Below are 12,259 nucleotides of genomic sequence, written 5' to 3' on the forward strand. Positions count from 1 at the left end.
CATGCGCTGCCCTTAGGCGGCGACGACCTCGATGCCCACGTTCGCGGCGACCTCGGCGTGCAGACGCACGGAGACCTGGTACGAACCGAGGGTCTTGATCGGGGAGCCCAGCTCCACGCGGCGCTTGTCGACCTTCGGGCCACCGGAAGCCTCGATCGCCGTGGCGATGTCGGCCGGGGTGACGGAACCGAAGAGGCGACCGGCGTCACCCGCGCGGGTGGCCAGACGGACCTTCACGCCCTCGAGCTGGGCCTTGACCTCGTTGGCCTGCTCGATGGTCGCGATCTCGTGGATCTTGCGGGCGCGGCGGATCTGCGCCACGTCCTTCTCGCCACCCTTGGTCCAGCGGATCGCGAAACCACGCGGGACCAGGTAGTTGCGAGCGTAACCGTCCTTGACGTCGACGACATCGCCGGCGGCACCGAGGCCAGAGACCTCGTGGGTCAGGATGATCTTCATTATTCGGTCACCCTTTCCTTAGCGCGCGGTGGACGTGTAGGGCAGCAGCGCCATCTCACGGCTGTTCTTCACGGCCGTGGCGACGTCACGCTGGTGCTGCGTGCAGTTGCCGGTAACGCGGCGGGCACGGATCTTGCCGCGGTCGGAAATGAACTTCCGCAGCATGTTCGTGTCCTTGTAGTCCACGTACGCGGTCTTGTCCTTGCAGAACGCGCAGACCTTCTTCTTAGGCTTGCGCACAGGCGGCTTCGCCATGGTGTCTCTCCTGTGTGATCAAGAAGTGGGGTTACGAGCTGCCCTAGAAGGGCGGCTCGTCCGAGTAGCCACCGCCGGAGCCGCCGGAGCTTCCGCCCCAGCCGCCCCCGCCCTGCTGCTGGCCGCCGGCCGGCGCGCTGGACGCCCACGGGTCGTCGGAGGAAGCTCCGCCGCCCTGGGGACCGCCGCTGGGGGCTCCCCAGCCGCCGCCGCCCTGCTGCTGACCGCCGCCGCCGTACCCACCCTGGCCACCGCGACCGGTGGTCTTGGCGACCTTGGCCGTGGCGTTCTTCAGGCTGGGGCCGACTTCCTCGACGTCCAGCTCGTAGACCGTGCGCTTGACACCCTCACGGTCCTCGTACGACCGCTGCCTCAGCCGGCCCTGCACGATGACGCGCATGCCCCGCTGGAGGGACTCGGCGACGTTCTCGGCCGCCTGCCGCCACACCGAGCAGGTCAGGAACAGGCTCTCGCCGTCCTTCCACTCGTTGGTCTGGCGGTCGAAGGTGCGGGGAGTGGACGCGACACGGAACTTCGCGACCGCCGCACCCGAGGGGGTGAAGCGCAGCTCGGGGTCGTCGACGAGATTGCCGACGACCGTGATGACGGTCTCGCCTGCCATGGATGAACCTCTCGGCGGGGATTGCTGCTGGGCTGCTGTGCTACTCGATCCCGATTACCGCTGAACCGGAGTTCAGTGGGTCTCGGGGCGAAGGACCTTGGTCCGGAGAACCGACTCGTTCAGGTTCATCTGGCGGTCGAGCTCCTTGACGACTGCAGGCTCGGCCTGCAGGTCGATGACCGAGTAGATGCCCTCGGGCTTCTTCTTGATCTCGTAAGCGAGACGACGACGGCCCCAGGTGTCGACCTTCTCGACCTTTCCGTTGCCCTCACGGACGACGGAGAGGAAGTTCTCGATCAGCGGGGAGACAGCGCGCTCCTCGAGATCGGGGTCGAGGATGACCATCACTTCGTAGTGACGCATGTGGAACCCACCTCCTTTGGACTCAGCGGCCACGGTCGATCCGTGGCAGGAGGGTCGTGATGCGTGCCGCACGGTGCCTGAGAGCAGACACCGCGCAGACCGTACAGACTACCTGCTCGACTCCTTCCGGTTGAAATCCGGCAGGAGGGGGCCACAATCTGTAGGCAACGGGTGTGCTCGGTGCTATGCCCCCGGCCCAGGCCGGCGGTGGCACCGCCACACCACTCCGCTCCAGCCAGGAGGTGCCTTCCGATGGCACAGGCAATGGATCGTCCGCCCATCTCCCTGCTCGCGACCGACGGCAAGCCCCACCCGCTCCAGGACACCCTGGTGGCCGTCACCCTGGTCCTCGGCGCCGTGGCGTTCGTCACTGCGTTCTTCCACAATCTGCACCTGCTCAGCTCCTGGACGGGGCTGATCGGGATCGTGACCGGCGCCTACGGGCAGTTCATCTCCGAGACGACACGCGAGCGCTTCGCACTGATCATCGGCCTTGGTGCGTCTGGCATCGGCTTCTTCCTCGGTATGGCGCACGGCGGCCTCTTCGGCGGCCTGATGGGCTGACCGGGGGATCTCCTCGACAGGGCGCCGGCCGGACCACGGCCCGGACTACGGCCCGTCCCCCAGATGGGTGGCGCCCCCGTCGCAGTAGGCTTCGCGCCATAGCCAGCGAAGCCGCCGGAGGAGACACCCCGCATGAGCCTGTCCCTGAGCACCATCAGCCGAGAGCAGCATCTGGCGTACCTCCAGAGCCTGCCCTCGGCTAGCCACTGCCAGGTCCCGGCATGGGCCGACGTCAAGAACGAGTGGCGCTCGGAGAACCTCGGATGGTTCGACAAGTCCGGCCAACTCGTCGGTGCGGCGCTCGTCCTGTACCGCCAGCTGCCCAAGGTGAAGCGGTACCTCGCCTACCTCCCCGAGGGCCCGGTCATCAACTGGTACGCCCCCAACCTGGAGGAATGGCTCCAGCCGATGCTGGCGCACCTCAAGCAGCAGGGCGCCTTCACCGTGAAGATGGGCCCGCCGGTCGTCATCCGCCGCTGGAACTCCGCCGCCATCAAGGCCGGTATCCAGGACCCCGAGGTCAAGCGCCTGCGCGACGTGGAGGCCTCGTACATCGAGCCCCGCGCCTTCGAGGTGTCCGACAAGCTGCGCCGCATGGGCTGGCAGCAGGGCGAGGACGGCGGCGCCGGCTTCGGTGACGTCCAGCCCCGCTACGTCTTCCAGGTGCCGCTGGCCAACCGCTCTCTGGACGACGTCCTCAAGGGCTTCAACCAGCTGTGGCGCCGCAACATCAAGAAGGCCGAGAAGGCCGGCGTCGAGGTCGTCCAGGGCGGCTACGAGGACCTGCCCACCTGGCAGTACCTCTACGAGATCACGGCCGAGCGCGACAAGTTCCGCCCGCGCCCGCTCAGCTACTTCCAGCGCCAGTGGACGGCCCTCAACTCCGAGGACCCCAACCGCATGCGGCTGTACATCGCCAAGCACGAGGGCGAACCGCTCGCGGCCGCCACGATGCTGACGGTCGGCCAGCACGTCTGGTACTCCTACGGCGCCTCCGCCAACCACAAGCGCGAGGTCCGCCCCTCGAACGCCATGCAGTGGCGCATGCTGCGCGACTCGTACGCGCTCGGTGCCAGCGTCTACGACCTGCGCGGCATCAGTGACACCCTGGACGAGAACGACCACCTGTTCGGCCTGATCCAGTTCAAGGTCGGTACGGGCGGCGAGGCGGTCGAGTACGTCGGCGAGTGGGACTTCCCGCTCAACAAGGTGCTCCACAAGGCGCTCGACATGTATATGTCGCGTCGCTGACCCCGCCCCTTCCCCACACACCGCACAGCTGCACCACGCAGCTTTCCCAGAGAGGCTCCGGACGGGCATGGCGCTCACGCTCTACGTCGACACCGCGCGCTGGCGTGCGCACCAGAAGACGATCACCGACCAGTTCCCCGGTCTGATCCCCGTCTGCAAGGGCAACGGCTACGGCTTCGGCCACGAGCGGCTGTGCGAGGAGGCGACCCGGATGGGCGCCGACATCCTGGCCGTCGGGACGACGTACGAGGCCGCGAGCATCAAGGACTGGTTCGGCGGCGACCTGCTCGTCCTCACCCCCTTCCGGCGGGGTGAAGAGCCGGTGCCGCTGCCGGACCGGGTGATCCGTTCGGTGTCCTCCGTGGACGGGGTCCGCGGCCTGGTCGGCGCCCGCGTGGTCATCGAGTGCATGAGCTCGATGCGCCGCCACGGCATCTCCGAGCAGGACCTGGGCCTGCTCCAGTCGGCGATCGAGGACGTCCGGCTGGAGGGCTTCGCCCTGCACCTGCCGCTGGACCGCCCCGACGGCTCGGACGCCGTCGAGGAGGTCATCGGCTGGATGGACCGGCTGCGCGCGGCCGGCCTGCCGCTGCACACCATGTTCGTCAGCCACCTGCGCGCCGAGGAGCTCGCCCGGCTCCAGCAGCAGTTCCCGCAGACCCGCTTCCGCGCCCGCATCGGCACCCGGCTGTGGCTGGGCGACCACGACGCCACCCAGTACCGGGGCGCGGTCCTGGACGTCACGCGCGTGGTCAAGGGGGACCGTTTCGGCTACCGCCAGCAGAAGGCCGCCTCCGACGGCTGGCTGGTCGTGGTCGCCGGCGGCACCTCGCACGGCGTGGGCCTGGAGGCCCCCAAGGCCCTGCACGGCGTCATGCCCCGCGCCAAGGGCGTCGCCCGGGCGGGCCTGGCCACCGTCAACCGCAACCTCTCGCCCTTCGTCTGGGCGGGCAAGCAGCGCTGGTTCGCCGAGCCCCCGCACATGCAGGTGTCGATCCTGTTCGTGCCCTCGGACGCGACCGAGCCGAAGGTGGGCGACGAGCTGGTGGCCCACCTGCGCCACACCACGACGCAGTTCGACCGGGTGCTCGACGCCTGATCCGGACCCCGCGGGCCCGCCCCGCGGGGTGTCAGTGCCCCTGGTCGGGGTCCACGCCCCAGGCGACCCGCTGTCCTTCCGAAGGCGCCGCGTACCGCGGCGCCTTCGCCCTTTCCCCGAGCACGAAGACGTCCTCGGCCCCGTCCAGGACGCCGCCGGACGGGTCGTCCGAGCCGTCGCGCCGTACGACGTCGCGCTCGGGCAGCAGGACGTCCCGCACGACGACCGCGCACAGGTAGAGCGTGGCCGCCAGGTGGACGGCGATGGCCAGCTGGTAGCCCTCCAGCGGCAGCCCCTGGTGCTTGTCGCCGCTGGTCGTGTAGGCGAGGTAGAACCAGATCCCCAGGAAGTAGGCGATCTCGCCGGCCTGCCAGATCAGGAAGTCGCGCCAGCGCGGCCGGGCCAGCGCGGCGAGCGGGACGAGCCAGAGGACGTACTGCGGCGAGTAGACCTTGTTGGCCAGGATGAAGGCGGCGACGACCAGGAACGCCAGCTGGGCGAAGCGGGGCCGCCTGGGGGCCGTCAGGGCGAGCAGGCCGATGCCCAGGCACAGCAGCAGGGTCAGCCCGGTCGCGTACGTGTTGGCCCCCTCCAGCGGGTTGCCGGTGCGCTGGGAGATCAGCAGCCAGACGGAGCCGAAGTCGATCGGGCGTTCCTGGCTGAACTCGTAGAACCGCTTCCAGCCGTCCCAGGCGTAGAGCATGACCGGCAGGTTGACCACGAGCCACGAGACGACCGCTCCCGCGGCGGCGGCGCCGAAGGCCCGCCACTTCCCGGCTCGCCAGCACAGGACGAACAGCACGCCGAGCAGCAGCACGGGGTAGAGCTTGGCCGCGGTCGCCAGGCCGATGAGGACGCCGCTCAGCAGCGGGCGGCCGCGCGACCACATCAGCATCGCGGCGGCGGCGAGGGCGACGGCGGGCAGGTCCCAGTTGATGGTCGCGTTGAGCGCGAAGGCGGGGGCCAGGGCGAGCAGCAGGGCGTCCCAGGGGCGGCGCCGGTGCGTCCGGGCGACACAGACGGCGATGACCGCGGCGCAGGCCATCAGCATGCCCGCGTTGACCATCCAGTACATCTGCTCGCGGTGCTGGATGGCCCCGGACGAGGGGGTCAGCCAGGAGGCCACCTGCATGAAGGCCCCGGTGAGCACCGGGTACTCCAGGTACTGCATGCCCCCGTACTTCGGGTCGACCGCCAGGTCCGGGAACCGGTCGCGGTAGGGCACGAGGCCGTCGGCGAAGCCGCGGGCGGAGTACAGGTGCGGGATGTCGGAGTAGCAGGCGTGGGTGTACTGCGAGCCCGCTCCCCGGAACCAGGCCCAGTCGTAGCAGGGCAGCTTCTGCACCATGCCGAGCGCGAACATGCCGAGGGCCACGAGGACCACGACGCGGACGGGGGTCAGCCAGTGGCCGCCCAGCCGGGCGTACCGGCCGGCCGGCCCGCCGATGAGCTCGCTGCCGGCGGCGGCCACCTCGTCCTGCTGCGTGGGCAGGACGGGCGACTGGTCCTCGTGCACCTTGGTCATGGGCTCATCCTGCCGTACCGGCCCGGACACGGGGGGAGGGCCGCCGCACGGTGTGCGACGGCCCTCGGTGGTGCGGGCGGGGCGGGATCAGCCCTGGGTGCCCATGATGCTGCCCCAGTTGGTCGTACCGCCCTGGCGTCCCGGCCGGCCCGTGGCGGGCGGGGTGGGCTGGTCGGTGGTCCCGCCGTTCGTGTCGCCGCCCGCTCCGGTGCTCGTACCGGCCGCGGTCTGCGGGTCGCACAGGTTCCATGGCCTGGGCTTGCAGGGCTTGCCCCCCTGGGACGGGGAGGGCGACACGGACGTGGACGGAGAGGTCGACGGCGAGGCCGACGGCGATCCGGACGGCGACAGGGACGCCGAGGGGGTCGGCGACGGGGCTCCGGCGGCGTCCGCGACGACGCCCAGGTCCTGGGCCTCGGGGAAGTCCTTGACCGGGGCGCCCTTGAGGGCCTCGCGCATGTACTCGGTCCAGATCACCGCGGGGATGTCACCACCGTGGATGGAGTCGACACCGCCCACGTGGTTCATGGACATGAGCTTCTTGTCCTTGGAGTTCGGGTCGTTGCGGAAGAGGGTGACCGAGGTGGACAGCTCCGGGGTGTAGCCGACGAACCAGGCCGACTTGTTCTGGTCGGTGGTGCCGGTCTTGCCCGCGGCGGGCCGGCCCAGCTTCTTGGCCTTGGTGCCGGTGCCGTTCTCCACGACGTTGCGCAGGACCTTGGTGATGTTGTCCGCGACGGAGTTGTCCATGGCCCGGGACTCCTTGGGGGCCTGGAACCCCGGCACGTCCTTGCCGTCCTTCTTGACCTGGAGCACGGAGAAGGGCTCGTGGTGCGTCCCGGACGCGGCGAAGGTGGCGTAGGAGTCGGCCATGCGGATGGCGCTGGGCGTCGAGGTGCCGAGGGCGAACGAGGCGTTGTTGTTCTCGTCCATCGACTCCTCCAGGATGCCGGTGGACTTGGCGACCTGGCGGACCTTGCTGTGGCCGACGTCGAAGACGAGCTGGGCGAACGGGACGTTGATGGACTTCTCCATCGCCTCGTTCAGCGTCACGTAGCCGTACGGGTACTCGCTCTCGTTCTTCTGCTTGAACGGCTGGCCGTCGGGGCCGAGCAGCGGCTTGCCCGAGCGGTCGTTGATCACCGTGAGGTCGTTGGCGTTGTACTTGCTCATCGCCGAGATGCCCGAGCCCTTGGAGTTCTGCGTGCCGTACTCCATGGCCGCGGCCAGTACGTACGGCTTCCAGGTCGAGCCCACGGGGACGCCGGAGGTGTTGGCGTTGTTGGCGAAGTACTTGTGGTCCCAGCCGGGCCCGCCGTAGAGGGCGACGATCGCGCCGGTCTTCACGTCGACGGAGGCGGCCCCGAACTGCACGAAGGTGTCGTACTCGGGCCGCTTCTTCTCGTCGAGGAAGTCGTTACGGGTGTCCTCGACCGCCTTGGACAGGGCGTCCACCCTGGGCTTCTGGAAGGTGGTCCGGATGGTGTAGCCGCCGAGGGCCATCTTCTCGGCGCTGATGTCGGCCGTCTTCATCACGTACGACTTGGCCACCTCGACGAGGTAGCCGGTCTGGCCGGACATGCCGCTCGCCTGGGCGAGGTCGACCCGGACGGGGAAGTCCTTGTACTTGTCCCGCTCGGACTGCTCCATGCGGTGCACGGCGACCTCGCGGTCGAGCACCCACGCCCAGCGGGCCCGGGCACGCTTCTCGTTGGCCTCGGGGGTGGCCGCGGAGCCGATGCCGCCGTCCGGGTTGTAGAGGTTGGGGCCCTTGAGCAGGGAGGCGAGGAAGGCGCTCTCGGACGGGTTGAGGTCCTTGGCGTCCTTGCCGAAGTAGGCACGGGCGGCGGCCTGGATGCCGTAGGCGTCACGGCCGAAGTAGGCCGTGTTCAGGTAGCCCGCGAGGACCTTGTCCTTCTCCTCGGTGGCACCCAGCTTGATCGCGATGAAGAGCTCGGTGACCTTGCGCTTGAGCGTCTGCTCGGAGTCGAGGTAGGTGTTCTTGACGTACTGCTGGGTGATGGTGGAGCCACCCTGGGTCGAACCGCCCGTGGCCATGTTCACCACGGCGCGGGCGATACCCATCGGGTCGACGCCCTTGTCCGTTTCGAAGGACTCGTTCTCCGCCGCGATCACGGCATTCCGCATGGAGACCGGAATCTGGTCTATCGGGATGATCTGCCGGTTCGTGGACCCTCCGGTGGCGACCATCTGGGTGCCGTCGGCCCACTGGAAGACGTTGTTCTGCGCCTTGGCGGCCTTGTTCGCGTCCGGGGTGCCGACCATGGCGATGCCGACGCCGGCCCCGGCGATGATGACGGCGAAGAAGCCGACGATGCTGCCGGTCACCAGCTTCCAGGAGGGCACGAACCGCTTCCACCCGGCCTTTCCGGCACGGGGGTAGTCGATGAGCCGCTTGCGGCCGTCTCCCCCCTTCCCACCTGGGTGTCCTCGGCCCGGGGCGGGGCGCTGGGCACCCCGGCGTGCGTCGGTGCGGCTGCTGTGGGCACTCTGGTCCGCGTAGGGTCCGCCCGGCGGTGCGGCGGGGAGGTCCCGTCCGGGACCGGGGCCCCGACCGGGGCGCGGCTGGGCAGCCCGGCGGGACGCGGCGCGGCCGCCGCCCTGGGGCTGCGGCGGTTTGCGGCGGTGCTCGCTCATCGAACGACTACTCCTCGGGCAGGCGAGTGGCCTGGAAGCGGCAGGTGATTCCGGTTCCCCCCGGTGGTCCTTCCGCACAGCCTACGCACGGCCAAAACCCAATCAGTGCCGAAGTTCACCCCAAATCAGGCAACTTGCATCGTATGAATTGGTGATGTGACGCCGGTCACCATGTCTTGGCTTGTCGCCGGGAGCGCCCCGATCTATGGTCTGGATGTATCGAGCCGATACATCCGCTCGACATAAACTCCGAGGCAGAGGGGGGCAGGCGGATGAGCAGACGCTCCGGCATCCTCGAGTTCGCCGTGCTCGGCCTGCTTCGCGAATCCCCCATGCACGGCTACGAGCTCCGCAAGCGGCTCAACACCTCGCTGGGGGTATTCAGGGCGTTCAGCTACGGGACTCTCTACCCCTGCCTGAAGACGCTGGTCGCCAACGGCTGGTTGATCGAAGAACCGGGGAACGCCCCGGAAGACGCTCTCGCCGCTTCACTCTCAGGGCGCCGCGCCAAGATCGTCTACCGGTTGACGGCAGCAGGTAAGGAGCACTTCGAAGAGCTCCTCTCCCACACCGGCCCCGACACCTGGGAGGACGAGTCCTTCGCCGCCCGCTTCGCCTTCTTCGGCCAGACCGAACGGGAAGTGCGGATGCGCGTGCTGGAGGGCCGTCGCAGCCGGCTGGAGGAGCGCCTGGAGAAGATGCGCGCCTCGCTCGCCCGTACACGGGAGCGCCTGGACGACTACACGCTCGAGCTGCAGCGGCACGGAATGGAATCCGTCGAGCGTGAAGTGCGCTGGCTGAACGAGCTCATCGAGAGCGAGAGGGCGGGACGGGACCAGAGACGACCCGGTCCGCCCGACGAAACAGCAAAGTGAGACCTGCATCTCGCAGGCCTCGTTCCGAGAACAAACAGGGAGCAACCGGAATGGGTTCGGTTCGCGTAGCCATCGTCGGCGTGGGCAACTGCGCCGCCTCGCTGGTGCAGGGCGTCGAGTACTACAAGGACGCCGACCCGGCCACCAAGGTCCCGGGTCTGATGCACGTCCAGTTCGGCGACTACCACGTCCGTGACGTCGAGTTCGTCGCTGCCTTCGACGTCGACGCGAAGAAGGTCGGCCTGGACCTCTCCGACGCCATCGGCGCCAGCGAGAACAACACCATCAAGATCTGCGACGTCCCGAACAAGGGCGTCACGGTCCAGCGCGGCCACACCCACGACGGTCTTGGCAAGTACTACCGCCTGACGATCGAGGAGTCCTCCGAGGCCCCGGTCGACGTCGTCCAGGTCCTCAAGGACCGCGAGGTCGACGTCCTGGTCTGCTACCTCCCGGTCGGTTCCGAGGAAGCGGCGAAGTTCTACGCCCAGTGCGCCATCGACGCCAAGGTCGCCTTCGTCAACGCCCTCCCGGTCTTCATCGCCGGCACCAAGGAGTGGGCCGACAAGTTCACCGAGGCCGGTGTCCCGATCGTCGGCGACGACATCAAGTCCCAGGTCGGCGCGACCATCACGCACCGCGTGATGGCCAAGCTGTTCGAAGACCGCGGCGTCCGCCTCGAGCGCACCATGCAGCTCAACGTCGGCGGCAACATGGACTTCAAGAACATGCTCGAGCGCGACCGCCTCGAGTCGAAGAAGATCTCGAAGACGCAGGCCGTCACCTCGCAGATCCCCGACCGCGAGCTCGGCGAGAAGAACGTCCACATCGGCCCGTCCGACTACGTCGCGTGGCTCGACGACCGCAAGTGGGCCTACGTCCGCCTCGAGGGCCGCGCCTTCGGCGACGTCCCGCTGAACCTCGAGTACAAGCTCGAGGTGTGGGACTCCCCGAACTCCGCCGGTGTCATCATCGACGCCCTGCGCGCTGCGAAGATCGCCAAGGACCGCGGCATCGGCGGCCCGATCCTGTCGGCCTCCAGCTACTTCATGAAGTCCCCGCCGGTCCAGTACTTCGACGACGAGGCCCTGGCCAACGTCGAGAAGTTCATCAAGGGCGAGGTCGAGCGCTAGTCGCGCCGCCGGTCGGGTCCAGGGTCCCCCGGGACACCTGCTCTTCGACGGTTCTTCCACCGAGGGTCTCCGGACTATGTGTCCGGAGACCCTCGGTGTGTGTGACCCTTGCCCTCATGCCCGTCGTACGTGATCTGTGCGTACTCCTGCGCCGGAGGGACTTCCGCAACCTGCTCGCCGTACGGCTGCTGTCCCAGGCCGCCGACGGGACGTACCAGGTCGCACTGGCCACCTATGTGGTCTTCTCCCCGGAGAAGCAGACCTCACCCGCGGCCATCGCCTCCGCGATGGCCGTCCTCCTGTTGCCCTACTCCGTCATCGGTCCCTTCGCCGGAGTGCTGCTCGACCGGTGGCGCCGCCGCCAGGTCTTCCTCTACGGCAACCTGCTGCGGGCCCTGCTCGCCTGCGTCACCGCCGTTCTGATCGTCGCGCACGTCCCCGACTGGCTCTTCTACGGCTCGGCCCTGTCCGTCACGGCCGTCAACCGCTTCGTCCTCGCCGGGCTCGCGGCCTCCCTGCCCCATGTCGTGGACTCCGACCAACTGGTCACCGCGAACGCCCTGTCGCCCACGGCCGGAACGCTCGCGGCCGTGGCCGGCGGAGGACTGGCCTTCCTCGTCCGGCTGCTCGGCTCGGGGTCCAACGCCCTCGTCGTCCTGGTCGGAGCCGGCCTGTACCTGTGTGCGGGCCTGGTGGCGCTACGGCTGGCCGTCGGCCTCCTGGGGCCGGACCACCCTCCCGGCCGCACGCGCCCGTCGATCGCCGAAGGGGTCGCCCTCACCGTCCGCGGCATGGCCGAGGGCTTGCGGCACCTGGCCCAGCGACGAGAGGCAGCCCGGGCCCTCACCGCCATGACGCTGATGCGCTTCGCGTACGGGGCCCTGACCGTGATGCTCCTGATGCTCTGCCGCTACGCGTGGTCGGAGAACGAATCGGACGGCCTGGCCCTGCTGGGGATCGCCGTCGGGGTCTCCGGGGCGGGCTTCTTCGCGGCCGCCGTGGTCACCCCCTGGATGGTGGGCCGGCTGGGGCCGCTGGGCTGGATCACCGTCTGCGCGGCCGGCGCGGCCGTCCTCGTGCCGGCCCTCGGCCTCTTCTTCGCCCCGGGGCCCATGCTCGTCGCGGCCTTCGCCCTCGGTATCGCCACCCAGGGGGCCAAGATCTCCACGGACACCGTGGTGCAGTCCCGGGTGGACGACGACTACCGGGGCCGGGTCTTCTCCGTCTACGACGTGCTGTTCAACGTTGCCTTCGTCGGGGCGGCCGCGGTCTCCTCGCTGATGCTCCCCGCCGACGGCAGGTCCGCGGCCCTGCTCCTGGCCACGGCCCTGATCTACGCCGCCACGGCGGCGTTCCTCCGCCGCAAGCGATGACGGGGTCGATGTTTCACGTGAAACGTCGACCGGGAGCACCCCGGCCGAGCGGGCCGAGGGCACCGGGCCGGCCGAGCCCGCC

Annotated in this window: 12 protein-coding genes; 6 read left to right on the top strand and 6 right to left on the bottom strand. The window is 69.1% G+C overall.

What is annotated here, in order from left to right; translation table 11 throughout:
• Positions 1-12: 12 nt before the first annotated feature.
• From rplI to rpsF, 4 genes are all read right to left on the bottom strand, one after another.
• Positions 13-459, bottom strand: coding sequence for a 50S ribosomal protein L9 (rplI, locus tag AB0469_RS27260; protein ID WP_042810204.1), 447 nt, complete (start codon positions 457-459; stop codon positions 13-15).
• An 18-nt stretch (positions 460-477) separates the two neighbouring features.
• A complete protein-coding gene (gene rpsR / locus AB0469_RS27265) occupies positions 478-714 on the bottom strand; it encodes a 30S ribosomal protein S18 (RefSeq protein ID WP_005315025.1) in 237 nt (78 codons plus the stop codon).
• Positions 715-757: 43 nt separating this feature from the next.
• Positions 758-1,336, bottom strand: coding sequence for a single-stranded DNA-binding protein (locus tag AB0469_RS27270; protein WP_366454094.1), 579 nt, complete (start codon positions 1,334-1,336; stop codon positions 758-760).
• A 72-nt stretch (positions 1,337-1,408) separates the two neighbouring features.
• Positions 1,409-1,699 (bottom strand): 30S ribosomal protein S6, encoded by a 291-nt coding sequence (gene rpsF / locus AB0469_RS27275; RefSeq protein ID WP_004950685.1) that lies wholly within the window; start codon positions 1,697-1,699, stop codon positions 1,409-1,411.
• 252 nt (positions 1,700-1,951) lie between these two features.
• On the opposite strand from rpsF, the gene AB0469_RS27280 reads away from it, so the two are divergent.
• The 3 genes from AB0469_RS27280 (at position 1,952) to AB0469_RS27290 (ending at position 4,613) form a co-directional block, all read left to right on the top strand.
• On the top strand, positions 1,952-2,263 hold the full coding sequence (locus tag AB0469_RS27280; protein WP_366454095.1) for a hypothetical protein: 312 nt from the start codon (positions 1,952-1,954) through the stop codon (positions 2,261-2,263).
• Between the two features lie 132 nt (positions 2,264-2,395).
• Entirely contained in the window at positions 2,396-3,514 is a 1,119-nt protein-coding gene (locus tag AB0469_RS27285) for a peptidoglycan bridge formation glycyltransferase FemA/FemB family protein (protein WP_042810209.1), read from the top strand.
• Positions 3,515-3,581: 67 nt separating this feature from the next.
• Entirely contained in the window at positions 3,582-4,613 is a 1,032-nt protein-coding gene (locus tag AB0469_RS27290) for an alanine racemase (protein WP_042810210.1), read from the top strand.
• 31 nt (positions 4,614-4,644) lie between these two features.
• Here AB0469_RS27290 and AB0469_RS27295 read toward each other — a convergent pair whose 3' ends face one another.
• A complete protein-coding gene (locus tag AB0469_RS27295; protein WP_366454096.1) occupies positions 4,645-6,138 on the bottom strand; it encodes a glycosyltransferase 87 family protein in 1,494 nt (497 codons plus the stop codon).
• An 87-nt stretch (positions 6,139-6,225) separates the two neighbouring features.
• On the bottom strand, positions 6,226-8,505 hold the full coding sequence (locus AB0469_RS27300; protein ID WP_366454097.1) for a transglycosylase domain-containing protein: 2,280 nt from the start codon (positions 8,503-8,505) through the stop codon (positions 6,226-6,228).
• Positions 8,506-9,068: 563 nt separating this feature from the next.
• On the opposite strand from AB0469_RS27300, the gene AB0469_RS27305 reads away from it, so the two are divergent.
• The 3 genes from AB0469_RS27305 (at position 9,069) to AB0469_RS27315 (ending at position 12,177) form a co-directional block, all read left to right on the top strand.
• Positions 9,069-9,671 (top strand): helix-turn-helix transcriptional regulator, encoded by a 603-nt coding sequence (locus AB0469_RS27305; RefSeq protein WP_351877624.1) that lies wholly within the window; start codon positions 9,069-9,071, stop codon positions 9,669-9,671.
• 50 nt (positions 9,672-9,721) lie between these two features.
• Complete coding sequence (locus AB0469_RS27310) at positions 9,722-10,804, top strand: inositol-3-phosphate synthase (protein WP_042816002.1); 1,083 nt, start codon at positions 9,722-9,724, stop codon at positions 10,802-10,804.
• A gap of 116 nt (positions 10,805-10,920) precedes the next feature.
• Entirely contained in the window at positions 10,921-12,177 is a 1,257-nt protein-coding gene (locus AB0469_RS27315; RefSeq protein WP_366454098.1) for an MFS transporter, read from the top strand.
• Positions 12,178-12,259: the final 82 nt, after the last annotated feature.

Source organism: Streptomyces sp. NPDC093801, from assembly GCF_040701585.1.
In the GTDB taxonomy this organism is placed as follows: domain Bacteria; phylum Actinomycetota; class Actinomycetes; order Streptomycetales; family Streptomycetaceae; genus Streptomyces.

Bases quoted from the DNA above. Each gene is read 5' to 3' on its own strand.
- AB0469_RS27310 (WP_042816002.1), top strand. From the start codon at position 9,722: ATGGGTTCGGTTCGCGTAGCCATCGTCGGCGTGGGCAACTGCGCCGCC.
- rpsR (WP_005315025.1), bottom strand. From the start codon at position 714: ATGGCGAAGCCGCCTGTGCGCAAGCCTAAGAAGAAGGTCTGCGCGTTC.
- AB0469_RS27270 (WP_366454094.1), bottom strand. From the start codon at position 1,336: ATGGCAGGCGAGACCGTCATCACGGTCGTCGGCAATCTCGTCGACGAC.
- AB0469_RS27305 (WP_351877624.1), top strand. From the start codon at position 9,069: ATGAGCAGACGCTCCGGCATCCTCGAGTTCGCCGTGCTCGGCCTGCTT.
- AB0469_RS27290 (WP_042810210.1), top strand. From the start codon at position 3,582: ATGGCGCTCACGCTCTACGTCGACACCGCGCGCTGGCGTGCGCACCAG.
- AB0469_RS27315 (WP_366454098.1), top strand. From the start codon at position 10,921: ATGCCCGTCGTACGTGATCTGTGCGTACTCCTGCGCCGGAGGGACTTC.
- AB0469_RS27285 (WP_042810209.1), top strand. From the start codon at position 2,396: ATGAGCCTGTCCCTGAGCACCATCAGCCGAGAGCAGCATCTGGCGTAC.
- AB0469_RS27280 (WP_366454095.1), top strand. From the start codon at position 1,952: ATGGCACAGGCAATGGATCGTCCGCCCATCTCCCTGCTCGCGACCGAC.
- AB0469_RS27295 (WP_366454096.1), bottom strand. From the start codon at position 6,138: ATGACCAAGGTGCACGAGGACCAGTCGCCCGTCCTGCCCACGCAGCAG.
- rplI (WP_042810204.1), bottom strand. From the start codon at position 459: ATGAAGATCATCCTGACCCACGAGGTCTCTGGCCTCGGTGCCGCCGGC.
- rpsF (WP_004950685.1), bottom strand. From the start codon at position 1,699: ATGCGTCACTACGAAGTGATGGTCATCCTCGACCCCGATCTCGAGGAG.